The following is a 25,789-nucleotide window of genomic DNA, read 5'->3' as shown; positions in this document are numbered from 1 at the left end:
CACGACGTCGCATAGCCGCAACCACGAATTGCACAAAATGCGGCGATCAGGACGCAACCTGAAGGGCATGGAACGACAAACGTCGGGAAACTGACGCACAGCGCAGCATCGCACGTCTCTACGCCGAGTGGCGAATTGACAATCTTTGGCGGGCTTCTATAGTGGGCGGGATTGATGCAAGCCCGGCATGGCAAGCAAGTCAAAGAGTTACGCGAATAATGAGGAGGTCGGCATGACTGACAAGAAAGCGACACTGACGGTAGACGGTATCGACAAGACCATCGAATTTCCGGTCTATTCCGGCACGCTCGGCCAGGACGTCATCGATGTCCGCGGCCTGACCGCCGAAGGCATGTTCACCTACGACCCGGGCTTCGTCTCCACCGCCGCCTGCGAATCTTCCATCACCTTCATCGATGGCCAGAAAGGCGTCCTGCTGCATCGCGGCTACCCCATCGACCAGCTGGCCAAGAGCTCCAACTATATAGAGCTGTGCTACCTGCTGCTGTTCGGAGAGCTGCCGAACAAGGAAGAGTACGACAAGTTCGCGCAACTGATCGGCAACCACACCATGGTGCACGAGCAGATCGTCAACTTCTTCAAGGGCTTCCGTCGTGATGCCCACCCGATGGCGATCCTGTGTGGCGTCGTCGGTGGCCTGGCCGCCTTCTATCACGACAATCTGAACATCAACAACGAGAAGGAACGCTACGTCAGTGCGGTGCGCCTGATCGCCAAGATGCCGACCCTTGCGGCCATGTGCCACAAGTACAACATTGGCCAGCCGTTCATGTACCCGCGCAATGACCTCTCCTACGGCGAGAACTTCCTGTACATGATGTTCGGCAATCCGTGTGAGGAGTACAAGATCAACCCGGTGTTCGCCAAGGCGATGGACACCATCTTCATGCTCCACGCCGACCACGAGCAGAATGCCTCGACCTCCACCGTGCGTCTGGCAGGCTCCACCGGTGCCAATCCGTTCGCCTGCATCAGCGCCGGCATCGCGGCACTCTGGGGCCCGGCACACGGCGGCGCCAACGAGGCCGTGCTCAACATGCTCGATGAGATCGGTGAGGATTCCGAGGAGAACATCCAGCGCTTCATCGACAAGGCCAAGGACAAGGATGACCCGTTCAAGCTGATGGGCTTCGGTCACCGCGTCTATCGCAACTTCGATCCGCGCGCCAAGGTCATGAAGGAGACCTGTGACGAGGTGCTGGAGCAGCTGGGCATGGCCGACGATCCGCAACTCAAGATCGCCAAGCGTCTGGAGCAGATCGCACTGGAAGACGAGTACTTCATCGAGCGCAAGCTGTACCCGAATGTCGACTTCTACTCCGGCATCATCCTCAAGGCGATCGGCATCCCGACCAACATGTTCACGGTCATCTTCGCCATGTCACGCACCATCGGCTGGATCTCCCACTGGAACGAGATGATCGCTGGCGGCCATCGTATCGGCCGCCCGCGCCAGCTCTACACCGGCCACCCGCAGCGCGACTACCCGGCCAAGTAAGCCACGTCGCACCCCGGCAGCCGACCGAAACCGCCTCTCAGGAGGCGGTTTTTTCGTTGCTGACGCCCCTACCCTGCTCGCCTGCCTCACGCCCCTGCCACCCCTCCTGCACAAGCCATCAGTCATATACAGTCCCTCGCCCCACGCCAGACGTGCTAGCGTAATGTCACGCGGTACCGACACCGCCGTCATGCCCAGCAAGTCCGCCTTTCGCTGATAGATGGCCAGGAGCCCTTCGTATGTCAGAGACACACGCAACGCCACGCATTGCCGCCTTCATCGGACTCGGCGTCATGGGTCACCCCATGGCCGGCCACCTGACACGCGCAGGATGGGAAGTGCGCGTCTACAACCGGACCCGCTCGCGCGCCGAACAGTGGTGCGAGGAGTACGGCGGCACCCATCACGCCACGCCGCGAGAAGCCGCGGAAGGCGCCGAGATCGTGCTGATGTGCGTCGGCAATGATGATGACGTGCGCAGCGTCACCTACGGCGCCGATGGCGTACTGGCCGGACTGTCGGAGGGAGGACTGCTGGTGGATCACACCACGGCCAGCGCTGATCTGGCGCGAGAGCTGTCCGTGGCGGCGCGCGAGCATTCGGTCGGCTTCGTGGACGCCCCCGTGTCTGGCGGCCAGCAGGGGGCCATCAATGGCGCGCTGACCATCATGTGCGGCGGTGACCCGCAAGATTACGAGCGCGCAGCACCGGTACTGGCGCATTACGGGCGCATGGTGAAGCGTATCGGGGAGACCGGCGCCGGCCAGACCACCAAGATGGTCAACCAGATCTGCATCGCCGGACTGGTTCAGGCGCTCTCCGAGGGACTGCACTTCGCCGAGCAGGCGGGACTGGATCGTGAGGCGGTGATCGAGGTGATCTCCAAGGGCGCAGCGGGCTCGTGGCAGATGGAGAACCGACACGCCACCATGATCCGCGATGAGTACGAGCACGGCTTCGCCGTCGACTGGATGCGCAAGGACCTCGACATCTGTCTGGCGGAGGCACGCCGCATCGAGGCAAGCCTGCCGGTGACGGCGCTGGTCGATCAGTTCTATGCCGACGTCCAGAGCATGGGGGGCGGCCGCTGGGACACCTCCTCGCTGCTCAAGCGCCTGGCCAGATGAGGCGAGCCCTCCCCTCTCGAAGCGGCCTCGCCCGCGTCATCGCGCAGCGAATCAGGCACTGAACGAATGACGTCCTGCTAGCCGTGCAAGCCGCCCGATGAAAAGCGCCGATTCCAGCGTCAGCGAGACGTTGGAATCGGCGCTTTCTTGATGCCGCATTGCAACAACCCTGTCACCGTCACGCTGCGCTGCCTTTTTCCACACTATCTGTGGATAACCTCGTTGATAACCCTTAGACAAGCGCTTCCAACCTGCATGACAGCGGGCTTACCAACAGATTGCACAATTTTTAACCAGCTTATAAGCCATTGATATAAAAGAAAATTTTGGCATGCAGGAGCAAGCGCAGACCGGATGGCCGCACTTCGAGGGGGAGTATGAGGAAAGTTCACGTCCTGGCCGCGCAGTGGACAACACAACAGCGATGTCAAGGGCGACTTGGGGATAACATGCGTTTCGGGCGACACACCGGCTGTGCATAAGCCGAAATCAGAGACAAAAAAAACACACCCCGCAAGGTGTGCTTTTTGTTGACTTCCCGAGGCCATCACAGGCGACTCGAGATGTCAGAAGAGTGGCGTCCCATAGGGGGTTCGAACCCCTGTTACCGCCGTGAAAGGGCGGTGTCCTGGACCACTAGACGAATGGGACGCAGTCGCTTGAGAAACTTGGTGGAGCCTAGCGGGATCGAACCGCTGACCTCAACACTGCCAGTGTTGCGCTCTCCCAGCTGAGCTAAGGCCCCGTCTCTCAAGAACGAGGCGTATATTACTGACCCGCCTCGTAGTCGTCAACTTCTTTTTCACACAATTCCGTCGCGCGCCTCATCAGGGCCACCAGGGCAGTCCGACAGCGCCTTGAGAAGGCTCAGCGCCCTGCTGCAGCGCATGCCCCCATGACACACGTTCGCCATGGGGGCCCTTCAGGCATCACTGACACCCTTACAGCTCGCGATATTCCTTCTCGAAGCGCTTGGCAGCCTTCTTGGAGACGCCGCCCAGCACTGCCACGGCATGACGCAGACGTGCACGAGTCATGTCGGAACCGAGAATGACCATCGCATCCATCACCGAGGTGGAGGTCGCCGAGCCAGTCACTGCCACGAACACCGGCGCCAGGAAGTCCTTCATCTTGAGTTCGAAGTGCTCGGACAGCAGCTTCACTTCCGCCAGCAGGTGCTCCTTGTCCCAGGTGCTCACGGCCTCGAGCTTCCAGGTCAGGAACTGCATCTGACGCACCAGATCTTCGCCCTGAAGCTTGGCCTTGGCGAAGTCGTCCGGCGTGATGGCCGGCAGTCCGGAGAAGAAGTGCCCCGCCAGCGGAATCGCCTCGGACAGCGTCTCGATGCGCGGCTTCACTTCCGGCAGGATCTGCTTGACGTAGGACTCGTTGAAGGCCCATTGACGCAGCTCGCTCAGCAGCTCGTCCTCGGACAGGTCACGGATGTAGAGACCGTTCAGCCAGCTGAGCTTCTCGACATCAAACACCGGGCCGCCAAGGGAGACGCGCTGGATGTCGAAGTGCTCCTGCATCTCGCTCAACGTGAACTTCTCGCGCTCGTCCGGCATGGACCAGCCGAGACGCCCGAGATAGTTGATCACGGCTGCCGGCAGATAGCCCATGCGGCGGTAATACAGGATGGACGTCGGGTTCTTGCGCTTGGACAGCTTGGTCTTGTCCGGATTGCGCAGCAGCGGCATGTGGCAAAGCTCCGGCATCTGCCAGCCGAAGTACTCATACAGCAGCTGATGCTTGGGCGCCGAGTTGATCCACTCCTCACCGCGCATCACGTGGGTGATCTCCATCAGGTGATCATCCACCACATTGGCCAGATGGTAGGTCGGCATGCCATCGGACTTGAGCAGGATCTGCGCATCGACCTGGGCCCAGTCGACCTCGATCTCGCCGCGCAGCATGTCCTTGACCACACAGGTACCGCTTTCCGGTACGTTCATGCGGATGACGAAGGGCGCACCCGCCGCTTCACGACGTGCCACTTCCTCGGCCGGCAGGGCGAGATCGGACGGCTTGAGCGCCATGTGCAGACCCTCGGCCTTGCGGGAGTCACGCAGCTCATCCAGCTCCTCGCTGGTGCGGAAGCACTTGAAGGCGTGGCCGGCATCGATCAGTTGCTGGCAATGCGCGGCATAGATGTCGCCACGCTCGCTCTGGCGATACGGACCATGGGGGCCGCCGACATCCGGACCTTCCGACCATTCGATGCCCAGCCAGCGCAGCGAGTCGAGAATCATCTGCTCGGACTCACCGGTGGAGCGGGTCTGATCGGTATCCTCGATACGCAGAATGAACTCGCCACCGTGCTGACGAGCGAAGCACTGATTGAACAGGGCGATATAGGCAGTGCCGACGTGGGGATCACCAGTCGGCGACGGTGCGATACGCGTACGAACGGTCATGTGGAGTCCAGTATTTCAGGGGGAGTGTCAAGAAGGGTGTCGAAAAGCGTCTCGAGATGACGGCCGGGCGCGAGGCGCGACAAGATCTCGAACCAGCCTGGCAAGTGGTGCCCGGCCAACACGCTTCAATTCGGCAGCCTGTACTGGGGGCATATTATACGCAAGGTGAAGATGTGCGACAGTGCGTCACCGTGTGCCAACGCCTCCACGGCGGTAAGCTGACGCCCGATGATCGTCCGCCGTGACGCCTGGCGCCCGCGCCTTCTCACCATCCCCTCTGCCACCACCGGCAGGAGCCAGCATGTCCCGAACCACCGCCTCGTCTGATGTTGCCTCCCCCCTTGACGCTGACGCCTCGTCGCCTGAGTTCGTGCCACGCCGCTGGCTGGAGACCCTGGCCCGAGCTGGCGGCCACTGGCCGAACATCGCCATCGGCTGCGCCCTGCTCTCGACCCTGGTGCTGCTGGCACAGGCGTGGAGCATCGCGCGCCTCGCCCAGGGCGTGGCGATCGAGCGCGAGTCGCTCATGACACTGTGGCCGGCCATCGCGGTACTCGCCGCCAGCCTCTCGCTGCGAGGCGCGCTTGGCGGGCTGCGCAGCTACGCTGGCACCCGTGCCAGTCAGCAGATCCGTCGCCGCCTGCGAGAGCGTCTATTGCAGCGCTTCGCCGAACTCGGCCCGCTGTGGGTGCATCGCCAGCACCGCGCCAGCCTCGCCAACCGTGTCTGGGACCAGGTCGAGTCGCTGCATGGCTATTACGCCGATTTTCGCCCCCAGACTCGCCTGGCCGGGCTCATCCCGTTGCTGCTGCTGGCGGTCGTCTTTCCGCTCAACTGGGCGGCGGGCCTGATTCTGGCGATCACCGCCCCGCTGGTGCCCATCTTCATGATTCTGGTCGGGATCGCGGCGCGCAAGCGCTCCCGCGAGCAATTCCAGGAGATGGACCGCATGGGACGCCACTTCATGGACCTGCTCACCGGCCTGAAGACGCTCAAGCTGTTCGGCAGCGCCAGACGCGGCGCCCAGGTCGAGGCCGTCAGCCACGCCTTTCGCAAGCGCACCATGCGCGTGCTGCGCCTCGCCTTCCTGTCCTCCACGGTGCTGGAATTCTTTACCGCCGTGTCCATCGCGCTGCTGGCGGTCTATCTCGGCTTTCACTTCCTCGGTCATCTGCAGTTCGGCACCTGGGACGAGGCACCGCTGACGCTGCAGACCGCCCTGTTCATTCTGGTGCTGGCGCCCGAGTTCTATCAGCCGCTGCGCGAGCTGGGCGTGCACTATCACGCCAAGGCCGAGGCCGAAGCGGCCGCGCTCGACCTGGTGCCGATCGTCGGTGCCACCCCCTTCTCCCGTCAGCAGACGCCTGACGACGTGAACACCGCGCCACCCCGGAGCGCGACCCGCCCCATCACCTTCAGCGCCCTGAGATTGCAGGACGTGAGCGTGCGCCATGCCGGCCAGCTCCCGGACACGCCCCCCGCGCTGGGCCCGCTGTCACTGCAGATCGCCGCCGGTGAACGAATCGCCATCACCGGCTCTTCGGGGGCAGGCAAGTCGACACTGCTCAACCTGCTGCTGGGCTTCGTCGAGGTCGCCGACGGCATGCTGTCTCTGAATGGACATCCCTTGACCCAGGGCCTCCCGGCCGGCACGGCCACCTGGGTGGGCCAGGAAACGGTGGTCCTGTCCGGCACGCTGGCCGACAACCTGCGACTGGCGAAGCCTCAGGCCAGCGACGACGAACTCGAGGCCGCGCTGGCCAAGGCCGACCTGTCCACATGGCACGCCAGCCTGCCCCACGGACTCGCGACACCGCTTGGCGAGGGCGGTCAGCCACTGTCCGGTGGGCAGGCACGCCGCCTGTCGCTGGCGCGCGCCTTCCTGCATGATGCGCCGCTGGTGCTGCTGGACGAACCCACCGCCAGTCTGGATGCCGAGAGCGAGGCACGCGTGATCCGGGCACTGCAACGCCTCGGCGAAGACCGCACCCTGCTGCTGCTCACGCATCGTCCCGAACTGCTGCCACTCTGCCAGCGGCTGATCCGTCTCGAAGGCGGCCGCCTGGTGGAAGATCGGCACCTGCAGGCCTCCAGCCCGCGAGGTGATGCATGACACCCCCTGTCGTCCCCCCGACCGCCCGGCCACCATCGCTTGGCGAACTGAGTCCCTATCTGGCGTTGATGCGCGAGCACCGGGGCTGGCTGGGTGTCGGTGCCCTGCTGGCGCTGATCACCCTGCTGGCAGCCACCGGGCTGCTGGCGCTGTCGGGATGGTTTCTTTCCGCGACTGCCGTGGCCGGCGTGAGCGTCGCGGCGACCCAGGCCTTCAACTTCTTCACTCCCGCAGCTGGCGTGCGCGGACTGGCACTGGCGCGCACCGCCGGACGCTATGGCGAGCGCGTCACCACCCACGAAGGCACGCTGCGCCTGCTGGCCAGCCTGCGTCGTCGTCTGTTCGACGCCATCGAACCCCTCTCCCCCGCCGCTCTGCAGCGTGCCGGGCAGGGCGAGCTGATGACGCGTCTGGGCGCGGATGTCGATGCCCTCGACAGCCTCTATGTGCGCGTGCTGATTCCGTCACTGGTGGCGGTGTGTGCCATCCTCGCCGCCGGTACGCTGATCGGTGTCTTCGCGCCGACATTGGCGCTGATCACCGTGCTGGGGCTGGCGCTGACCGGGGGGCTGGTGCCGTGGCTGGCCTGGCATCTTGGCAGCCGCGATGCCATGCGCCATCAGGCCTCCGCCAGTCACCTGCGTGCCCGTCTGCTGGAGCGACTGCAGGGCCTGGGCGAGCTGGTCATCTACGGACGCTGGCAGGCAGAACTTGCCAGCCTGGCGGAGCAACAGGCCGAGCGTGATCGCATCGAGCGCTCCCAGGCGCGTCGTCAGGCGCTGGCCACCTGGCTGAGCCATACCCTGCTGGGGCTGACGCTGGCAGGGGTCGCCCTACTCGGCGTCATGCAGATGGCGCCCCAGACGCAGACGGCTGTCGGTGACGTGACCGCCCATGCCGGCGAGCTGCTCGACGGCCGCCTGCTGGCGCTGTTTCTGCTGGCGATCCTCGGTGCCTTCGAAGCCCTCGCCCCCCTGCCGCTGGCCTGGCAGGGGCTGGGCCGCTGCCTGTCGGCGGCCGCGCGCCTCAACCAGGTACAGGCCGATACCCCGGCGCCACAGTTTCCGGAGGACTCCGCCGCCGCCACGCCTGTCGGGCATGAACTGGTGATCCATGACCTGAATGTCGCGCATGGCGACACTCAGGTGCTTGAGCAGCTGTCGCTGAGCCTGGCAGCGGGCGAGCATCTGGCCTTGCTTGGCCCCTCCGGCAGCGGCAAGAGCACCCTGCTGGAAGTGCTCAGCCGCTTCCATGCCCCGAATTCCGGCAGCATTCATCTGGGCGGTGTGGCGCTTGAGTCGCTCGACGAGGCCACACTGCGCGCAAGCTTCGCCGTCTGTCCGCAGGACACGCATCTGTTCTGCGCAAGCTACGCTGACAATCTGCGCCTGGCCGCGCCTGAGGCCAGTGATGAGACACTCATCCACATGCTGGAAAGCCTGGGGCTTGGCGAGTGGCTGGCCCGACAGCCGCAGGGGTTGGCCGGTTTCCCGGATGAGGGGGGCCGTTCGCTGTCCGGAGGCCAGCTGCGTCGCTTCGGCGTGGCACGGGCGCTGCTCTCGCCCGCCCCGATCGTGCTGCTCGACGAGCCCTGTGAAGGTCTGGATCGCGAGAGTGCCGAGCGGGTGATCAGCGCGATTCTCACGGCCTGCCGGGGACGCAGCCTGATCATGATCACCCATCAGCCGCTGGGGCTTGAGCGCTTTGCGCGTCTGGCACTGCTGGAAGAAGGGAGACTCAAGGAAGATGCCACGCCGACCACACTGCAGGCCGACTCGCGGCTGGCACGCCTGATGGCGCGCACCACGAATCAGGCCTGACTTGAACGCTATCGCGGGAGGGACGATGACGGAATCCACACTCAAGGATCAACCACTGGCCGCTGACACCTTTGCACGCCTCCCACAGGGCTTCACCGCTCTGGTGACGGGTGCCGGGGGCGGTATCGGACGCGCGATGCTCGAAGAGCTGCTCGCCCACGAACGCTGCGGCCGGGTGCTGGCGGTCAGCCGTGACGTCTCGCGTCTGCCGGCACATCCCGCACTTGCCTCACTGCAGGCTGACCTGACCACCGACGAGGGCATGGCGCGGCTGGCAGACTGGCTCCGCGAGCAACTGGATGACACGGGGCAGGAAGAGAACAAGGAGAAGGAGAACAAGGAGAAGGAGAAGCACGAGGAGAACGAGCCCAGGCCAGGCCAGCCACCGGCACTGATCCTCAACACCATGGGGCTGCTGCATGAGGAAGCCTTTGAGCAGCACGCGGCACTGTGGCCCGAGAAACGTCTCGAGGATCTCGACATGGCCGCGCTGACGCGCCTGCATCAGGTCAATGCCTTCGTCCCGGCCCTGTTGCTGGGGATGCTCGCGCCACGCCTGCGCCGGCGCACGCCGCTGATCTTCGCCTCGCTCTCGGCGCGGGTCGGCTCGATCAGCGACAACCGCAGTGGCGGCTGGTATGCCTACCGTGCCAGCAAGGCCAGTCACAACATGCTGCTGAAGACCGCCGCCATCGAGATCGCGCGCCGCAATCCCGAGGCTGTGCTGGTCGCGCTGCATCCGGGCACCACCGATACCGAGCTTTCGGCCCCCTTTCAGGCGCGGGTCCCCGAGCACAAGCTGTTCACGCCAGGCTACGTGGCGCGTCGCCTGCTGCGGGTGGCGGGTGAGCTGTCGCCAGAGGACAGCGGCGGCTTCCGTGACTGGGCCGGCGAGCCGATCGACTGGTGACGGAAGCTGCGGGGGCGAGAGAGGCTGCGGGGGCGATCAGAGCTGCAGATGCTCCTGAAACCATTCGGTGATGAAGTCCAGATAGGCACGCGTCTTGTCGGGCAGGTACTTGCGCGAGCGGAACAGCACCACCATCGAGCCGTGCTCATTCCAGTAGGGCTGCAGCAACGGCACCAGCTCACCGCTTTCCACTGCTGCACGCGCGGAAAAGGTCGGCAGATAGGCGAGACCGAAACCGGCCTTGGCCGCCTCCACCACGCCGAGCAGATTGTTGATCACCAGCCGCGACTCCGGCTCCACATCGAAGGGCTGCCCGTTGAGCGTGAAGCGCCAGTGGGCACCCAGATCGTAATTGCCGTAGAAGATGGTATCGAAGGCGCGGATGTCCTGCGGCTGCACCGGCGGGGCATTGACGCGCGCCAGATAATCCGGTGCCGCATACAGGCCATAGACCACCTTGCACAGAGGCCGCGAGACCATCGAGGAATCCGGCAACGGCCCCATGCGAATCGCCAGATCCACCGACTCATCGATGGGCTCGAAGCGCTGATCCTCCAGCAGGATCTCGACGCTGACATCCGGATAACGGCGCATGAAGGCGGTGGTCGGGGCGGCCAGATACATGAAGCCGAACGACACCTGCGCCGAGACCTTGAGCTGGCCCATCGGCTGGGAGGTGACGGACTGCACCCGCGCCTCGGCGGATTCCAGCTCCTCGCGGATGCGCAGCCCGTGCTCGTAATAGATGCGCCCCGCCTCGGTGAGGTGCAGCTTGCGGGTCGAGCGATTGATCAGACTCACCCCCAGCTGCTCCTCCAGTGCCGCCACGCGCTTGGACGCCAGCGACTTGGAAATTCCCAGGCGTCTCGCGGCGGCCGTGAAGCTCGCCGCTCGTACCACCTCGACGAAGACCCGCAGGGCATCAAGCGTCGCCATCCCATACTCCAGAGTTGATTCAGCTCCAGACGCCCATTGACGAGCGTCCTGCGTGACCACGCGAACATGTTTCCATATTGGAAACCCTAGTTTTCGATTGTACGCGCTTATTCTCCAAAGCGCGTCGCCCTATACTGGGCACCTCGAACATGCGGGAGCAGACGCGTCGCGGCATCGACCGTCTGCTTCCGGACTAGACCGTGAAGCGTCTGGCCTGCGTGGCGCAGTCAGGCGATTCAGGTTCGCGCTCAGGTAGTTGCACTGCTCATCCCACCGGGTCCCGGTGACTGGTCTGCATGGCGACACCCGCACGCGCGGTTTCGCCGTCGGCCCATCCCGGGCCTCGGTGGCGATCTTCAGTGTAGTAATGCAAGCTATTTGCGCGCCTGGCCGTCTCACGACGCCAGGCGCTTTTTTTTGCCTTTGATCAGCGACTTACAACCACTTCTTCCACTTGAAGAACAGGTAGGTCGAGAGAGCCGATGCCCCCATCAGGCACAGCGCGAAGGGATAGCCCCAGTCCTTGTCCAGCTCCGGCATCCAGTGGAAGTTCATGCCGTAGATGCTGGCGATCAGGGTCGGCGGCATGAACACCACTGCCGCGACCGAGAAGATCTTGATGATGCGGCTCTGGTCGAGGTTGGTGAAACCGATCGAGGCATCCAGCAGGAAGTTGACCTTCTCGAAGATGAAGGTGGTGTGCGGATTGAGCGAATCCACATCGCGCAGCATGTCGCGAATTTCCTGACGCCGAGCCTTGTGATGCGGCTCGGCGGGCAGATGGCGCGTCAGCTGACGCAACAGCCGCTGACTGTCCAGCAGGGCCTGGCGCACCTTGTCGTTGTAGCGCTCCTGCAGCAGGATGCCATGCAGGGTGTCCTCCAGCGATTCAGGGTGCACCGCCTGCTTGCCCAGTACCTCCAGCGCGCGATAGATGTCCTCGATCTCATCGGCCAGGTAATCGACCTTCATCGCCAGCAATGCCAGCAGCACGTCCCAGCCATCCTGGGGACTCAGGCGCTGGCGACGCAGATGATTGCGGAACAGCCGCAACAGCCCGATCTCCTCGTGACGCATGCTGATCAGCTGCCGCCCATGCAGATGGAAGGCGACGTTGGCGGTCTGCGGTTCGCGCCCCCTGCGATGGGGAAACAGCGAGACGACATGGATGCCATCGCCGGCCAGATAGAATCGCGAGGACGACTCGATCTCCTCGAGCTCCTCGATCTGCGGCAGCTCCACGCTGAACTGCTCGCTCACCCAGCGCTGCTCGGCCTCATCGGGCTGGCAGAGGTCGATCCACAGCACATCGCCACGCACCAGTACCGGAGGTGCCAGCTCATCACTGGCCAGCCGCTCGGCATGCAGGGCGCTGGCCTGCTCATGGCTGTCGGCGAGCTGCGGCGCCTCGCTGTCGGACATGTCGGGCAGCACGATCTGCTCGCCACGCAGGCGCCCGTCTTCATGAAGGCGATAGAGGGTAATCATGCACGGTCCCGTGTGAATGACCTGAAGGAAGGGCCATTCTAGACGAGATACCGGGAGTGCGGGGCCTGACAGAGGCAGGAGAAAGGCGCGACAGACGCTGACAGCCGTGACACCGCCAAGAAAAAGGGCGACTCGAAGAGTCGCCCGAAGACCGTGACTAGCTTGATGAGGAGAAACCTGAACAGGGGCCTGACTCCGCTGTTCTGGCCATCGCGTTCCATGGCGGGAAGCGATGACCCAAGATTATGCCCTGACGGATCGCCCGTCAATACCAATGAGAATTATTTTCATTAATCATTGAGACAGCGTTTATCTCACCATCACAGCTGGCCTCCATCGATGAGCTGACGTATCATGCCGCCAGAATATCAAGGTCGTGACTGGCCTGATGAGACGCCCGCCTCGGACCTGACATCCACACTCTGGCGGGCACGAAGCACCGCTCGACTCGCAAGCCTTCCTCCCTGTCATTGGCAGAGGGAAAGCGAATGACTCGAGAAGCGCTTCCGGACGCCTCCCTCGTGCAAGCGAAGGAGGCGTCTTTTTTTGCGCATGAAAAAAGCGGCTCACCCGTGAGGGGAGCCGCTGGCAAGGACCGTAAAACGTCTGATGAGAAGCCTCCCGGAAAGGGGCCTGACTCCACTGACCGGGGCACCGCTGCCCATGGCGGGGAAGCGATGGCCCCAGATTAGGTCGCGAGCACGCGTCCGTCAACACTAATGAGAAATATTTTCATTAAGATTAAATGACGGCGCGCTTCACCCCCCTCGCAGGTCATGCATCATCCGTTCTGCGGCTTCAGCCCTGCTTGTGCCACTCGAACTTCTTGAACGGCTCGTCGATCGGCGTCTCGGCCAGGTGATTGGTGTAGTTGCTCATCACCTTCTGGGACAGGCCAAGAACCACTTCCAGCACGTTGCGCTTGGTGTAGCCGGCATCGAGGAAGGTCTGCACGGTGGCGTCATCGACGAAACCACGCTCACGCACCACGGCCAGCGTGAAGGTGCGCAGGGCTTCCAGGCGCTCGGTCGGCAGCGGCGTCTCGTTGCGCAGCGCCTCGGTGATGGCGTCATCCACCTTCATCGCCTTGGCGATACCGGTGTGTGCCGGCACGCAATAGTGACAGTTGTGCTCGACATTGATGGTCTGCCACACCACGGTGGTCTCTTCATCATTGAAGCTGCTGTCGAGGAACAGCTGGTGCAGTACCTGATAGCCTTCCAGCAGGCCCGGCGCCTCTGCCATCACGGCGTGCAGACCCGGCACCATGCCGAAGGCCTTGACGGACTTGTCGAGCAGCGGCTTGCTGTCCTGCGGGGCGGTATCGGCAGTGTGCAGCGTGAAATCGGTCATGATGACTCCTTCAATATGATGGACGAGATGAGCGCAATGGCAGGGCTGGGGAGGCGTCGTGAACGTCGTCGCTACCCATGATGATGAGCAATTGCTCAAAAAAAGACCTGCTCATGCGCTTCACTACGTTGTCGTGGGACACACTAGCTGGATTTGAGCGGTCATTCAAGTTAAAATTGAGTACTCACTCAATACCTTGCTCCTCGGGATCAGCCTCCCCTCCACACTGTGTGGAGTCAGGCGACACTCGCGAGCCCCATCGTCAGGACAGCCATGCCACGCGCGACCTTGCACAACCGCCAGGACTCCCTCGACCGGGCGCTGAATCTCTTCTGGCAGAAGGGCTTTCATGCCACTTCGCTGAAGGACATCGAGCGCGCGCTCGACATGCGTCCCGGCAGCATCTACGCCACCTTCGGCAGCAAGGACGGCCTCTTCCAGGAAGCGCTGGAGTGCTACTCCGCGCGCAGCCTGCGCGAGATGGAAAGTCTGATGGCCAGCCACGACTCGCCCTTGACCGCCCTCGCCGCCTACATCCGCAAGCTCGGCGGACTGCGTGACAGCGAAGTCCCGTCACGCGCCTGCATGCTGGCCAAGAGCCTGCTGGAACTCGGTGAGCGCGAACAGGCCGCCCGCGACAAGGTCGAGACACTGCTCGCCGGCATGGAAGCCCGCTTCCGCCAGGCCTTCGCGGACGCCCGCGACGCCGGTGAACTCGTCGACCCCGAGCGCCCCGCTCACCAGCCGGAACGCCTCGGTCGCCGCCTGCAGGCCGAAGTCATGGGCCTGCGCGCCTACGCCCAGCGTGAAGGCGAAAGCGAAGCCGTCCGTCAGCTCGCCGAAGACATCGCCCAGGATATCGAAGCGCTGAAGGTCAACAACATGCATTGAGCCATGAGCGGAGCATTGGCTCACGGCTCCCTCTGACTCGGCGCTTCGCCTCACATGCTGCTAGAATCACCGCCCGCTTGTCTCGACAGCGCCTGCACCTGATGCTCCGTCCCCTGCTCCCACACCAGCCGATATGACTGCCATGCCGATGACACCGATTGACCGCACCTTCTCCGTCGCGCCGATGATGGAATGGACGACCCGTGACTACCGCGCCTTCGCGCGCGTGTTGAGCCGTCGTACGCTGCTGTACACGGAGATGGTGACCACCGGGGCATTGCTGTTCAATCCGGACCGCGAGCGTTTCCTCGGCCACGACGAGACGGAGCATCCGCTGGCCTTGCAGCTGGGCGGAAGTGACCCGCAGGCGCTGGCCGAGTGTGCGGCGATCGCCGAGAGCTGGGGCTATGACGAGGTGAACCTGAATGTCGGCTGCCCGAGCGATCGCGTGCAGAACAACATGATCGGTGCCTGCCTGATGGGCCATCCGGAGCTGGTGGCCAAATGCGTGGCGGCGATGCAGGCGCAGGTGAAGATTCCGGTGACGGTGAAGTGCCGCATCGGGATCGATGATCAGGATGAGGACGCCGATCTCGAGCGCTTCATCACCACCGTGGCCGACGCCGGCTGCAAGACCTTCAGCGTGCATGCGCGCAAGGCGTGGCTGCAGGGCCTGTCGCCGAAGGAGAACCGCGATGTGCCGCCGCTGAACTACGGCCGCGTGCACCGTCTCAAGCAGGCGCACCCGTCCTTGCATATCGGCATCAACGGCGGCCTCAAGCAGATGGATGAGCTGCACGAGCAGCTGGAGCATGTCGACAGCGTGATGGTCGGCCGTGAGGCGTACCACAACCCCTGGTTGCTGGCGACGGTGGACAGCGAGCTGTACGGCGAGGCCGAGAATCCGCACACCAGCCGCCACGATGCGCTGCGTGCCTTCCGCCCCTACATCGAGAAGCGTCTCGCCGAGGGCGTGCGCCTCAATCACATCAGCCGCCATCTGCTGGGGCTGTTCCAGGGACAGCCGGGCGGCCGCCAGTTCCGCCGCCATGTCTCCGAGAACGCCCACAAGCCGGGTGCGGGCATCGAGGTGATCGATGACGCCATGGCCCGCGTGCCGGAGCACCGGCCCGAGACTCAGGCCGAACAGGCCTGATCCGGCAGCCTCTGCCCCTTTCCTCAGGAACGCAGCATTTCCAGAAGACCGTCCACTGACACCCGGCCCATGTGCCGGGTGTCGTCGTTCTGGCATTCCCATGTTCTCAACGTCCCCAACGAGCCGTCGATCCGTCGATCCAGCGACCGGCAGCCCCTATCGGGAAAGGCGCGATGACAGAACATTCACAGATGCCGAAACACGCAACCCTGCGTCGCTGTATAAGCTGATAACTCCTTTAATACCAATGACATGCATGACTTTCGTTTGATTGTCTGACAAGGGCGTCTCGCGCAGAATGACTGACCATGCGGACAACAACAGGTCACGTCATCGTCACGTCGTGCTGACGTGTTGACGGCCATACAACGGCTCCGTCACCGGCTTCCCCCACAGACCTGTGGACCGGTCCATGCAGTCCCCCATGACGGACTGCGCTGCTCATGCTGACACATCCTTCGAGGTTCCATGTCCACATCCTCCCCCTCCGGAGCCAACAGCCGTGAGCTGTTCGGGCACCCGGCCGGACTCTATCTGCTGTTCTCCACGGAACTGTGGGAACGCTTCTCCTACTACGCCATGCGCGCCCTGCTGGTGCTCTATCTCACCGATGCCGTCACCAGCGGCGGGCTGGGCTGGAATCAGGGCGATGCCCTGCAGCTGTATGGCATCTTCACGGGGCTGGTGTACATCACGCCGATGTTCGGCGGCGCACTGGCGGACAACTGGCTGGGCGCACGCCGCGCGATTCTGATCGGGGGTCTGATCATGGCGGCCGGCCAGTTCGTGCTGGCCGTGCCACCGGACATGAGTGGTCTGGATGCCGAGATGCTGCTGTACGTCGGTCTCGGCCTGCTGATCGTCGGCAACGGCCTGTTCAAGCCCAATATCTCGACGATGGTCGGCGATCTCTATCCACAGGGCGATCACCGTCGTGATGGTGCCTTCACCATCTTCTACATGGGCATCAACCTCGGTGCGCTGCTGTCGGGTATCGTCGCGGGCTCCATGGCGGAAGGCTATGGCTGGAACGCCGGCTTCCTGGTGGCGGGTATCGGCATGCTGCTGGCGGTCGCCATCCAGCTGATCTTCGCGCCACGCCATCTGGGCGAGCTCGGCGTGGAGCCCAGCGCCAGACGCGAGGCTCGCCTGAGCAAGAGGAGCACCACCAGGACACCGCTGAGCCGCGAGGAGCGCGATCGCATCAAGGTCATCCTGGTGCTGGGTCTGTTCACCATCCTGTTCTGGGCCGGTTTCGAGCAGGGCGGCGGCCTGATGGCACTGTACGCGCAGGACTACACCGACCGCATGCTGATGGGCTTTGAAGTCCCGGCGGCCTGGTTCCAGTCGCTCAACCCGCTGTTCATCATCCTGCTCTCGCCACTGCTGGCGGGACTGTGGACACGCATGAATGATCGCGAGCCCAGCTCGCCGGTCAAGTTCGCCTTCGGCCTGATCGCCCTCGGCATCGGCTTCGTGTGCATGATCGGCGCGGTGCTGGAGCAGAAAGCCGCGGGCAGCGCCTCGATGATGTGGCTGGTCGGTGCCTTCTTCTTCCACACCCTGGGGGAGCTGTGCCTGTCACCGGTGGGCCTGTCGATGGTCACCAAGCTGTCGCCGGTTCGCATGGGCGCGCTGATGATGGGCGCCTGGTTCGCCTTCGTGGCACTGGCCAACTACCTGGCCGGGATGATCGGCTCGCTGGTCGGCGAAGCCGGCGCCATGAGCGTGTTCGGTGGCATCGCCATCACGGGCGTGCTCGGCGGCCTGCTGTTGCTGGTGTTCGCCGGCAAGCTGGTCGACTGGATGCACGGCGCGGAAGCGCGTCATGACGGCCCGCTCGAGACCCAGACCAGCCACGGCTGATCTCGCAGTCGTCGTCATCTTCACTGTCGACGACGACACGACAGGCTGCTGCAACAACGCAAACGCCCCGCTCATTGAGCGGGGCGTTTGCGTTGTCACTGCCAGCAACAGGGCCATTAAGTGGCCTGAAGTGAAACAAACCGCCTAGATGGAGTCCGGCACGAACAGCTGCTGGAAGTTGTCGACGGCGCTCTCGGCATCATCGATCGCATGGAAGCGCGCCACGTGATAGAGCGCCTCGCCCTCGTTGGCCAGCGGCAGATTGGCCATGCCGATGATGATGCCATCCGCGGGCGACAACACCTCGCTTTCGCTGTTGCCGAAGGGGTCGGCGACGATGCCCAGCACCTGATGCTTCTCGACGCGGTCTCCCAGACCCACGCGGCTCTGGACGATGCCATCGATGGAGGCGCGCGCCCAGCTGGAGCCGTTGGACATCTCCACCGCGCGGGAGCTGGGCTTGCGGTCGCGGTCCTTGGCCAGCATGCCGATGGAGCGCATCACGCGCTTCACGCCGCTGACCCCCGGACGAATCGCCCACTCATCGAAGCGCAGCGCCTCGCCGGCCTCATAGGTGATGACCGGCACGCCACGGCCACTGGCATAGGCGCGCAGGCTGCCTTCACGCAGCTCGGCGTTCAGCAGTACCGGTGCACCGAAGGCATCCGCCATCTGACGCGTGGCGTCGCTGCCACTCATGGTGGCGCGAATCTGCGGCAGGTTGGTGCGGTGGATCGCGCCGGTGTGCAGGTCGATGATGTGGGTGGCCTGATCGGCAATCTGCTCACGGAACAGCGCCGCCACCCGCGAGCCCAGCGAACCGCTCTCGCTGCCCGGGAAGCAGCGGTTGAGGTCACGGCGGTCCGGCAGGTAGCGCGTGTGCTGCACGAAGCCGAAGACGTTGACGATGGGCACCGCGATCAAGGTGCCGCGCAGCCGCGCGAGGCTGGAACTCTTGAGCAGGCGACGCACGATCTCGACACCGTTGATCTCGTCGCCATGGATGGCACCGCACACCAGCAGCACCGGGCCGGGCTGACGGCCATGCACCACCTCGACGGGGATATGCAACGGCGCGTGGGTGTAGAGCTTGGCGACAGGCACATCGACCTGGGCCCGCGTTCCCGGCGCGATGCGGGTACCGCTGATTTCAAATGGAGCGCGTGACATCGCCACCTCAGAGATTGTTCGACCAACGAGCGACAGGCGTCGTGACAGCTCCTGCCAGATCAGGCTGCTCGCCCAGTGTCTCGAAAGAAAACACTGTGCGACATGCGCCTTTTAGCGCATTGGTGCGTCAAGGGAAAGACTTCATTGCAGCGTGTCGGGATGAAGACCGGACGGAATTGTTCAACAATGGCATGACGCCGACGGCGTGACGACACCTGACCACGACATGGCGAGCACGATATGACGGGAGCGACATGGCGAGAATGATACGCCCCGGCCTCGTCCTGACTGCCACTGACAAGAGCTGCCCGTGACCGATCTTCTCGACTCTCTGCTGACCCTGCCCGATTACTCCGCCCTGGCCTGGAGCGTGATCGTCTTCTCGACCTACCTGACCGGCATCTCCAAGGGCGGCTTCGCCGGCGGGTTCGGCTCGCTTTCCGTGCCGCTGATGGCACTCGCCATCGGTCCGCTGGAAGCGGCCGGCATCCTGCTGCCGCTGTTGATCGTGATGGACTTTCTCAGCGCTCGCGCCTGGTGGGGCAAGCAGCTGTGGTCGGAGGTGCGCATCATCCTGCCCAGCGCCGCCATCGGCATCGCGGTGGGCGTGGTGCTGTTCGATGAGCTGAACGAGAACATGATTCGTGGCTTGCTGGGCGTCATCTCGCTGCTGTTCGCCGCCTACATGCTGTTCAAGCCCACCGCGAGGAACCCGCTGCCGCGCTGGCTGGCCATTCCTGCCGGTGCCACGGCCGGCTTCACCAGTTTCTTCGCCCACGCCGGTGCCCCGCCCTACAACCTGTACATGATTCCGCGTCAGCATCCCAAGGAGACCTTCATCGCCACCACGGTGATCATCTTCGCAGGCATGAATCTGATGAAGCTGGGCCCCTACGTGGCGCTGGGCGAGGTCAACCTCACCAGTCTGTCCACCTCGCTGCTGCTGGTGCCGGTGGCCTGGGCAGGTGTCAGGAGCGGCCTGTGGCTGCAATCCCGCGTCAACGAGAGGCTGTTCTTCCGCCTGATCATCCTCGCGATGGCACTGGTCGGCGTGCAGCTGATCTACAAGGCCTGGGGTTGATCTCCCCGCGCCATCACGCCTGGCGACCTCTGCCGCCAGCCAACATGACCTTCTGGGCCACGCTTTCAGACAGACATTCGAGAATGATCGGGGCAACGCCATGACACCGCAGATCCACTACTACCACGCACATCTCTACTACACCGATGAGCAGAGTCTGGCCGCCGCTCGCGAGCTGGCGGCCCAGGCCGAGCAGCACTTTCCGCTGCGCGTCGGTCGCTTCCATGAGCAACCGGTAGGCCCGCACCCGCTGTGGAGCTGTCAGCTGTCCTTCGCTCCCGAAGACTTCGGGCGCATCATCCCGTGGCTGGCGCTCAATCGCGGCACGCTGGACATCTTAGTGCATGCCGGCACCGGTGATGATCTCTTCGATCACACCCAGGGCGTGATGTGGCTGGGCAGCTCCCACCCGCTGAATCTGCACGTCTTCGGCGATGAGTGAGGCCCGGACGTCGCCCGACACGCTATCATCGCCTTGCCGACTTCGCCTTACCCACTGACTCAAGGATGACCCCATGACTCGACTGCGCCGCCTATCCCCTCGTGCCGCCCTGCTGGGCGTGATCGCCTCTGGCCTGCTGCTGGCCGGCTGTGACGACAATGAGGTCGGGGATGTCTCGCTGGGCCTGTTCACCACCAAGGACATCAAGATCGAGAGCCTGATCGACCCCAAGGTGCCGGGCGTGACCTGTCACCTGAGCAACATCGAGGCGAATCTCGATTTCTCCGACCCCTCCGACATGAGCATCGCCTGCCGCCAGACCGGCCCGATCACCCCGGCGATGCTCGCCGACATCGACACCTCCAAGAGTGGCGAGGAGGTCTATCGCAAGTCCAAGAGCGTGCTGCTCAAGAGCCTCAAGATCCGCCGTATTCTGGACCGTGACTCCCAGAGCCTGCTCTACATCGCCTACAGCACCAAGGAAACCAGCGGCAGCTTCAAGCATGCGCTGAGCAGCGTGCCGCTATGGGGCAGCGAGGCCTGGCAGGCACCGGCAGCGCAGTGAGCCGCCCGGGCGCCTGAATCAAGCCCCGATTGATCAAGCGCTGATTCATCAAGTGCTGACTCATCAAGCGAAAGCTTCACCATCATCCCTTGAAGTTGTGGGGTGTCGCTCCAAGGTCTTGTTCAACGGCTAGCCAGCCGGATTTTCATTCGCATGAGGCAAAGGAGTGACACACGATGTCGAGCCCGGAGCACAAGCAGAAGATCTGGAAGCTGATCAAGGATGTGAAGGTCGGCATGTTGGTGACGCAGGGTGACGGCATGCCACATGCCCGCCCGATGCACCTGGTGCAGGATGACTACGACGGCACCCTGTGGTTCTTCACGCGAGCCAGTGCCGAGAAGGTGTTTGAAGCAAAGAAGGACAGCGAGGTCTGCCTGAGCTTTTCCGATCAGGATGATGGCGTCTATGTGTCGCTGAGCGGTCATGCCAATCTGCACCGCGATCAGGGCCTGATCGACAAGTTCTGGAATCCGTTCGTGGCCGCCTGGTTCCCGGAAGGCAAGGATGACCCCGATGTCACTCTGCTGGAGGTCAATGTGCAATCCGGTGAGCACTGGAAGGCCAAGGAGAGCAAGGCGTATCAACTCTATGAGATTGCGCGCGCCAACCTCGACAAGGACCACACCCCGGACATGGGCGAGAACGAGAAATTCGGCACGGTATGAGCAGAAGCCCGAGCTCGTCATGGAGAGCTCCTTGAAGTGCCCGCGTGAGAGTTGACGCACACGGCCATGCCAGACACGACAACGCCAGCCCCGGGGCTGGCGTTGTCGTGTCTGGTCTCCTGCCGCCTGCCGAATCCTGCAGACCTGTCGTCGGTGGAGAGGATTCAAGTTCAGGACACTGAACGCCTCAAGACTTCATGTCGAGCACGATGCGCCCCTCGATCTTGCCGTCGATCATGCGCCCGAAGATGTCATTGATGTCCTCGAGCCTGCCGGTCTGAACGGTGGCCGCGACCTTGCCTTCCGCGGCGAAGTCCAGCGCCTCCTGCAGGTCCTGACGCGTACCGACGATGGAGCCACGCACCGTGATGCCGTTGAGCACCGTGGAGAAGATCGGCAGCGGGAAGTCACCCGGCGGCAGGCCGTTGAGCACCAGGGTACCGCCACGGCGCAGCATGTTCTGGGCCTGATCGAAGGCCTTGGGCGACACCGCCGTCACCAGTGCGCCGTGCGCGCCGCCGATCTCGCGCTTGATGACGGCTGCCGGATCTTCCTTCATGGCATTCACGGTCACGGTGGCCCCCAGACGGCGGGCCAGATCCAGCTTGGCATCATCGACATCCACCGCCGCCACGTTCAGGCCCATGGCGCGGGCGTACTGCACCGCCATGTGACCCAACCCGCCGATCCCCGAGATCACCACCCACTGACCGGGGCGAGTGTCGGTCATCTTGAGCCCCTTGTAGACCGTGACCCCGGCACACAGCACCGGCGCGATCTCCACGAAGCCCACGCTGTCCGGCAGACGCCCCACGTAGCCGGCATCCGCCAGCGTGTACTGGGCAAAGCCGCCATTCACCGAATAGCCGGTGTTCTGCTGGCTCTCGCACAGCGTCTCCCAACCGCCCAGACAATGCTCGCAATGGCCACAGGCCGAGTAGAGCCAGGGCACCCCGACCCGGTCGCCTTCCTTGACGTGGGTCACACCCTCGCCCACCGCCGCGATGGTCCCCACTCCCTCATGTCCCGGGATGAACGGTGGGTTGGGCTTCACCGGCCAGTCGCCATGCGCGGCGTGCAGGTCGGTGTGACAGACCCCGGAGGCGGCGACCTCGACCAGAATCTCGCCACGCCCCGGTCGCGGTACCGCGACTTCCTCGATCACCAGCGGTGCACCGAATTCACGTACCACGGCGGCTTTCATGCTGTTATCCATGATGGACTCCTCATTCATTGTCGAAAGACGAACCTTGGAAAGGCGAGCCAGAGATCAGGCGGAGAGTGCGATCCCGTCCGGTCGTGAGCGAGGGCCAGTGTTCGCGCACGCCCCGGACCTGCCTCTTCATTGAAACCAGACGCGGTGCTCCCTGCCCTGCGCCAGATCAAGCAAGTCGGATCTGGCGCGGGCATCGAGAGGAATTCCTCGAGGAGGCATCGCGGGAGGTGGATTCAGCGCCACTAGCCTCGGTGGCGCTGACGGTCAGGCCTAGAAGAAGCCGAGTGGATTGATGTCGTAGCTGACCAGCAGGTTCTTGGTCTGCTGGTAGTGTTCCAGTGCCATCTTGTGGGTCTCGCGACCGACACCGGATTTCTTGTAGCCACCGAAGGCGGCATGGGCGGGATACTGGTGGTAGCAGTTGGTCCACACGCGACCGGCCTGGATACCGCGGCCCATGCGGAAGGCGACATTCATGTCGCGACTCCAGACACCGGCGCCGAGACCGAATTCGGTGTCATTGGCGATGGCCAGCGCCTCGGCCTCGTCATGGAAGGTGGTGACGGCGACCACCGGCCCGAAGATCTCCTCCTGGAAGACACGCATGGCGTTGTTGCCCTTGAGCAGGGTCGGCTGGATGTAATAGCCATTGGCCAGCTCGTTCTCCAGCTGCTCGCTGCTGCCGCCGGTGAGCACCTCGGCACCTTCCTCGCGGGCAATGTCCATGTAGGACATGATCTTGTCGAACTGCTCGCGGGAGGCCTGGGCGCCGACCTGCACGTCGGTATCCAGCGGATTGCCGCGCTTGATGGTCTTCACGCGCTCCATCACCCGGGCCATGAAGTCGTCGTAGATGCTTTCCTGGATCAGGGCGCGTGACGGGCAGGTGCACACCTCGCCCTGATTGAAGAACGCCAGCACCAGCCCTTCGGCGGCCTTGTCGATGAACTCGGGCTCGGCATTCATGATGTCGGCAAAGTAGATGTTGGGGGACTTGCCGCCCAGCTCCACCGTGGAGGGAATGATGGTCTCCGCGGCGCACTTGAGGATGTGCGAGCCCACGGGGGTGGAACCGGTGAAGGCGATCTTGGCGATGCGCTTGCTGGTCGCCAGTGCCTGTCCGGCCTCGGCGCCGTAGCCGTTGACGATGTTGAGCACCCCTGCCGGCAGCAGGTCATTGATCAGCTCCGCCAGCACCAGGATCGAGGCCGGGGTCTGTTCCGCCGGCTTGAGCACCACGCAGTTGCCCGCCGCCAGCGCCGGGCCCAGCTTCCAGGCCGCCATCAGGATCGGGAAGTTCCACGGGATGATCTGCCCCACCACCCCCAGCGGCTCGTGGAAGTGATAGGAGACGGTATTGGCATCGATGTCCGCCGCGGTGCCCTCCTGGGAGCGCAGGCAACCGGCGAAGTAGCGGAAATGATCCGCTGCCAGCGGGATATCAGCGTTCAGCGTCTCGCGCACCGCCTTGCCGTTGTCCCAGGTCTCGGCGACCGCCAGCATCTCGAGATTCTGCTCGATGCGATCCGCGATCCTGAGCAGGATGTTGGAGCGCTCCTGCACCGAGGTCTTGCCCCAGGCGGGAGCTGCCTTGTGGGCGGCGTCCAGCGCGAGATCGATATCTTCCGCACTCGAGCGCGGGATACGGCAGAACACCTCGCCCGTCACCGGGCTGACATTGTCGAAATATTCCCCCTTGACCGGCTCGACGAAACGCCCGCCGATGTAATTGCCGTAGGTGTCCTTGAACGTGACCAGCGCGTCGGCGCTGCCCGGGGAGGCGTAGATCATGGCGAACTCCTGTGGGTCGGATTCACGAGTGGCGCTCGTGATCGACGACCTGTTGTTGTAAGTCACGTGGACAGGAGATGGCGCTCCTGTCCCTCGCCTGACCGTCAACGACTGCATCAATGACTGCATCAAGAACTGCTTGATCAGGCGACCCTCACAGTCTTGTTCACTTGTGGCATTCGCGACATGCGCCCATGGGCGGAAACCGTCTCATCCCTTGGGAGGAGAAAAGGGAGAGACCCGGCAGGCAAGAAAGATGGGACAGGAAGACAGAGGAAGAAAGGAAAGGCAGGCCATACCGCGAAGGCCGCAAGGCACGACACCACGCCATGACGTTATGCTCAGGGTAGCTATTGTCAGCAAGGTCATGATCAGGAAAGCCATGGCCTGGAACGTCATGACCAGAACATCGCCCGCCAACGACCGGCCAGGAGCCTTCATGTACCGTCTGCTGATCGCGGATGACCATCCGCTGTTCCGTGATGCCATCAGTCGTACCCTGAATCTGGCCGTCGCTGACGGCTCTACGCCAGAATACGAGCTGCTGCAGGCCGCCAGCCTCGAGGAAGCGCTCAGCGTGATCGCTCATCATGCTGACAGCCTCGACCTGCTGCTGCTGGATCTCGACCTGCCCGACAGCCACGGCCTGGAAGGCCTGGCGCGCCTGCGCGAGGAGGCAGACTGGCTGCCGGTGGCGATTCTCTCCGCCCACGAGGCGCGCGAGACGGTACTCGAGGCATTGGCGCTCGGTGCGGTGGGGTATCTGTCCAAGTCGAGTTCGGCGCAGACCCTGCGCGATGCCCTCGCACGCATGCTGGCCGGGGAGGTCTACGTGCCTGCCCAGTTGATGCGCGCTGCGCCGCGTCCAGCGCCGCTCTCAGCATCATCTGCATCTGCATCATCGGCACCAGCATCATCGGTACCAGTGCCACCGCCAGCGCCCCAACTGGCGCCGAGCCTCAGCGATGCTGAATTCGCGCGGCGCTGGCAGACCCTCACCACCAAGCAGCGCGGCGTGCTGGAACGCATGGTGCTGGGCGAGTCCAACAAGATGATCGCCTGGCAGCTGGGCGTGGCGGAGACCACCATCAAGTCGCATGTCTCCGCCATCCTGCACAAGCTGGGGGTCGCCAGCCGGGTACAGGCGATCCTGCTGGCCAGCCACGCCCTGCCTGCCGTGTCAGGCCCGAGTGAGGCCTCTGCCGCCCCACGACGCGAAACGCCCCGGTCCAACGCTCACGAATGAGGCGCGAACCGGGG

The 25,789-nt window shown here is 63.7% G+C and carries 20 protein-coding genes and 2 tRNA genes; 13 read left to right on the top strand and 9 right to left on the bottom strand.

What is annotated here, in order from left to right; translation table 11 throughout:
* Positions 1–232: 232 nt before the first annotated feature.
* Together gltA and BOH68_RS02520 are read left to right on the top strand one after the other, a co-directional pair.
* Complete coding sequence (gene gltA, locus BOH68_RS02525) at positions 233–1,519, top strand: citrate synthase (protein WP_077379217.1); 1,287 nt, start codon at positions 233–235, stop codon at positions 1,517–1,519.
* 239 nt (positions 1,520–1,758) lie between these two features.
* Complete coding sequence (locus tag BOH68_RS02520; protein WP_077379215.1) at positions 1,759–2,646, top strand: NAD(P)-dependent oxidoreductase; 888 nt, start codon at positions 1,759–1,761, stop codon at positions 2,644–2,646.
* Between the two features lie 575 nt (positions 2,647–3,221).
* Here BOH68_RS02520 and BOH68_RS02515 read toward each other — a convergent pair.
* The 3 genes from BOH68_RS02515 to gltX all read right to left on the bottom strand — a co-directional run bounded on the left by BOH68_RS02515 (position 3,222) and on the right by gltX (position 5,063).
* Positions 3,222–3,297: transfer RNA gene (locus BOH68_RS02515), tRNA-Glu, on the bottom strand.
* Positions 3,298–3,315: 18 nt separating this feature from the next.
* Positions 3,316–3,391 (bottom strand) — tRNA-Ala (locus BOH68_RS02510).
* Positions 3,392–3,587: 196 nt separating this feature from the next.
* Positions 3,588–5,063 carry a glutamate--tRNA ligase gene (gltX, locus tag BOH68_RS02505; protein WP_077379213.1) on the bottom strand — a complete coding sequence of 492 codons (1,476 nt, stop codon included), beginning with the start codon at positions 5,061–5,063 and terminating at the stop codon, positions 3,588–3,590.
* 301 nt (positions 5,064–5,364) lie between these two features.
* Here gltX and cydD point away from each other — a divergent pair, with 301 nt between their 5' ends.
* From cydD to BOH68_RS02490, 3 genes are read left to right on the top strand one after another with little or no spacing between them, the layout of a single operon-like run.
* Complete coding sequence (gene cydD / locus BOH68_RS02500) at positions 5,365–7,176, top strand: thiol reductant ABC exporter subunit CydD (RefSeq protein WP_077379211.1); 1,812 nt, start codon at positions 5,365–5,367, stop codon at positions 7,174–7,176.
* On the top strand, positions 7,173–8,996 hold the full coding sequence (gene cydC, locus BOH68_RS02495; RefSeq protein ID WP_077379209.1) for a thiol reductant ABC exporter subunit CydC: 1,824 nt from the start codon (positions 7,173–7,175) through the stop codon (positions 8,994–8,996). The genes cydD and cydC overlap by 4 nt, the downstream gene beginning before the upstream one ends.
* A gap of 25 nt (positions 8,997–9,021) precedes the next feature.
* Entirely contained in the window at positions 9,022–9,906 is an 885-nt protein-coding gene (locus BOH68_RS02490) for a Rossmann-fold NAD(P)-binding domain-containing protein (RefSeq protein ID WP_077379207.1), read from the top strand.
* Positions 9,907–9,942: 36 nt separating this feature from the next.
* Here BOH68_RS02490 and BOH68_RS02485 read toward each other — a convergent pair whose 3' ends face one another.
* The 3 genes from BOH68_RS02485 to BOH68_RS02475 all read right to left on the bottom strand — a co-directional run bounded on the left by BOH68_RS02485 (position 9,943) and on the right by BOH68_RS02475 (position 13,683).
* Positions 9,943–10,842 (bottom strand): LysR family transcriptional regulator, encoded by a 900-nt coding sequence (locus tag BOH68_RS02485; protein WP_043333112.1) that lies wholly within the window; start codon positions 10,840–10,842, stop codon positions 9,943–9,945.
* Between the two features lie 435 nt (positions 10,843–11,277).
* A complete protein-coding gene (gene corA, locus BOH68_RS02480) occupies positions 11,278–12,330 on the bottom strand; it encodes a magnesium/cobalt transporter CorA (protein ID WP_077379205.1) in 1,053 nt (350 codons plus the stop codon).
* A gap of 798 nt (positions 12,331–13,128) precedes the next feature.
* A complete protein-coding gene (locus BOH68_RS02475) occupies positions 13,129–13,683 on the bottom strand; it encodes a carboxymuconolactone decarboxylase family protein (protein WP_077379203.1) in 555 nt (184 codons plus the stop codon).
* Positions 13,684–13,956: 273 nt separating this feature from the next.
* Between BOH68_RS02475 and BOH68_RS02470 the strand changes: the two genes are divergently transcribed.
* The 3 genes from BOH68_RS02470 to BOH68_RS02460 all read left to right on the top strand — a co-directional run bounded on the left by BOH68_RS02470 (position 13,957) and on the right by BOH68_RS02460 (position 17,596).
* Positions 13,957–14,574: a TetR/AcrR family transcriptional regulator gene (locus BOH68_RS02470; protein ID WP_077379200.1), complete on the top strand. Its 618-nt coding sequence runs from the start codon at positions 13,957–13,959 to the stop codon at positions 14,572–14,574.
* A 148-nt stretch (positions 14,575–14,722) separates the two neighbouring features.
* A complete protein-coding gene (gene dusA, locus BOH68_RS02465; RefSeq protein WP_077379403.1) occupies positions 14,723–15,730 on the top strand; it encodes a tRNA dihydrouridine(20/20a) synthase DusA in 1,008 nt (335 codons plus the stop codon).
* Positions 15,731–16,198: 468 nt separating this feature from the next.
* Positions 16,199–17,596: a peptide MFS transporter gene (locus tag BOH68_RS02460; RefSeq protein ID WP_077379199.1), complete on the top strand. Its 1,398-nt coding sequence runs from the start codon at positions 16,199–16,201 to the stop codon at positions 17,594–17,596.
* Between the two features lie 144 nt (positions 17,597–17,740).
* On the opposite strand, the gene BOH68_RS02455 is transcribed toward BOH68_RS02460, so the two are convergent.
* A complete protein-coding gene (locus tag BOH68_RS02455) occupies positions 17,741–18,766 on the bottom strand; it encodes a succinylglutamate desuccinylase/aspartoacylase family protein (protein WP_077379197.1) in 1,026 nt (341 codons plus the stop codon).
* 310 nt (positions 18,767–19,076) lie between these two features.
* Here BOH68_RS02455 and BOH68_RS02450 point away from each other — a divergent pair, with 310 nt between their 5' ends.
* From BOH68_RS02450 to BOH68_RS02435, 4 genes are all read left to right on the top strand, one after another.
* On the top strand, positions 19,077–19,847 hold the full coding sequence (locus tag BOH68_RS02450) for a sulfite exporter TauE/SafE family protein (protein WP_254696411.1): 771 nt from the start codon (positions 19,077–19,079) through the stop codon (positions 19,845–19,847).
* A 100-nt stretch (positions 19,848–19,947) separates the two neighbouring features.
* Positions 19,948–20,289 carry a DOPA 4,5-dioxygenase family protein gene (locus BOH68_RS02445; protein ID WP_077379195.1) on the top strand — a complete coding sequence of 114 codons (342 nt, stop codon included), beginning with the start codon at positions 19,948–19,950 and terminating at the stop codon, positions 20,287–20,289.
* A gap of 73 nt (positions 20,290–20,362) precedes the next feature.
* A complete protein-coding gene (locus BOH68_RS02440; protein WP_077379193.1) occupies positions 20,363–20,854 on the top strand; it encodes a CreA family protein in 492 nt (163 codons plus the stop codon).
* Between the two features lie 176 nt (positions 20,855–21,030).
* Entirely contained in the window at positions 21,031–21,522 is a 492-nt protein-coding gene (locus BOH68_RS02435; protein ID WP_077379191.1) for a pyridoxamine 5'-phosphate oxidase family protein, read from the top strand.
* A 187-nt stretch (positions 21,523–21,709) separates the two neighbouring features.
* Here the strand turns inward: BOH68_RS02435 and adhP are convergent, their stop codons facing one another.
* Both adhP and exaC read right to left on the bottom strand, forming a co-directional pair.
* Positions 21,710–22,738 carry an alcohol dehydrogenase AdhP gene (gene adhP / locus BOH68_RS02430; protein ID WP_169477233.1) on the bottom strand — a complete coding sequence of 343 codons (1,029 nt, stop codon included), beginning with the start codon at positions 22,736–22,738 and terminating at the stop codon, positions 21,710–21,712.
* 270 nt (positions 22,739–23,008) lie between these two features.
* Positions 23,009–24,529, bottom strand: a complete 1,521-nt coding sequence (gene exaC, locus BOH68_RS02425; RefSeq protein ID WP_077379189.1) for an acetaldehyde dehydrogenase ExaC — start codon at positions 24,527–24,529, stop codon at positions 23,009–23,011.
* A 439-nt stretch (positions 24,530–24,968) separates the two neighbouring features.
* On the opposite strand from exaC, the gene BOH68_RS02420 reads away from it, so the two are divergent.
* On the top strand, positions 24,969–25,775 hold the full coding sequence (locus BOH68_RS02420; protein ID WP_077379187.1) for a response regulator: 807 nt from the start codon (positions 24,969–24,971) through the stop codon (positions 25,773–25,775).
* Positions 25,776–25,789: the final 14 nt, after the last annotated feature.

The organism is Cobetia sp. MM1IDA2H-1, assembly GCF_002916775.2.
In the GTDB taxonomy this organism is placed as follows: Bacteria; Pseudomonadota; Gammaproteobacteria; order Pseudomonadales; family Halomonadaceae; genus Cobetia; species Cobetia marina.
This window is presented reverse-complemented; position numbering and strand designations above follow the sequence as displayed.

Coding starts and splice junctions, on each gene's coding strand:
- gltA (WP_077379217.1), top strand. CDS start 233: ATGACTGACAAGAAAGCGACACTGACGGTAGACGGTATCGACAAGACC.
- BOH68_RS02520 (WP_077379215.1), top strand. CDS start 1,759: ATGTCAGAGACACACGCAACGCCACGCATTGCCGCCTTCATCGGACTC.
- gltX (WP_077379213.1), bottom strand. CDS start 5,063: ATGACCGTTCGTACGCGTATCGCACCGTCGCCGACTGGTGATCCCCAC.
- cydD (WP_077379211.1), top strand. CDS start 5,365: ATGTCCCGAACCACCGCCTCGTCTGATGTTGCCTCCCCCCTTGACGCT.
- cydC (WP_077379209.1), top strand. CDS start 7,173: ATGACACCCCCTGTCGTCCCCCCGACCGCCCGGCCACCATCGCTTGGC.
- BOH68_RS02490 (WP_077379207.1), top strand. CDS start 9,022: ATGACGGAATCCACACTCAAGGATCAACCACTGGCCGCTGACACCTTT.
- BOH68_RS02485 (WP_043333112.1), bottom strand. CDS start 10,842: ATGGCGACGCTTGATGCCCTGCGGGTCTTCGTCGAGGTGGTACGAGCG.
- corA (WP_077379205.1), bottom strand. CDS start 12,330: ATGATTACCCTCTATCGCCTTCATGAAGACGGGCGCCTGCGTGGCGAG.
- BOH68_RS02475 (WP_077379203.1), bottom strand. CDS start 13,683: ATGACCGATTTCACGCTGCACACTGCCGATACCGCCCCGCAGGACAGC.
- BOH68_RS02470 (WP_077379200.1), top strand. CDS start 13,957: ATGCCACGCGCGACCTTGCACAACCGCCAGGACTCCCTCGACCGGGCG.
- dusA (WP_077379403.1), top strand. CDS start 14,723: ATGACACCGATTGACCGCACCTTCTCCGTCGCGCCGATGATGGAATGG.
- BOH68_RS02460 (WP_077379199.1), top strand. CDS start 16,199: ATGTCCACATCCTCCCCCTCCGGAGCCAACAGCCGTGAGCTGTTCGGG.
- BOH68_RS02455 (WP_077379197.1), bottom strand. CDS start 18,766: ATGTCACGCGCTCCATTTGAAATCAGCGGTACCCGCATCGCGCCGGGA.
- BOH68_RS02445 (WP_077379195.1), top strand. CDS start 19,948: ATGACACCGCAGATCCACTACTACCACGCACATCTCTACTACACCGAT.
- BOH68_RS02440 (WP_077379193.1), top strand. CDS start 20,363: ATGACTCGACTGCGCCGCCTATCCCCTCGTGCCGCCCTGCTGGGCGTG.
- BOH68_RS02435 (WP_077379191.1), top strand. CDS start 21,031: ATGTCGAGCCCGGAGCACAAGCAGAAGATCTGGAAGCTGATCAAGGAT.
- adhP (WP_169477233.1), bottom strand. CDS start 22,738: ATGGATAACAGCATGAAAGCCGCCGTGGTACGTGAATTCGGTGCACCG.
- exaC (WP_077379189.1), bottom strand. CDS start 24,529: ATGATCTACGCCTCCCCGGGCAGCGCCGACGCGCTGGTCACGTTCAAG.
- BOH68_RS02420 (WP_077379187.1), top strand. CDS start 24,969: ATGTACCGTCTGCTGATCGCGGATGACCATCCGCTGTTCCGTGATGCC.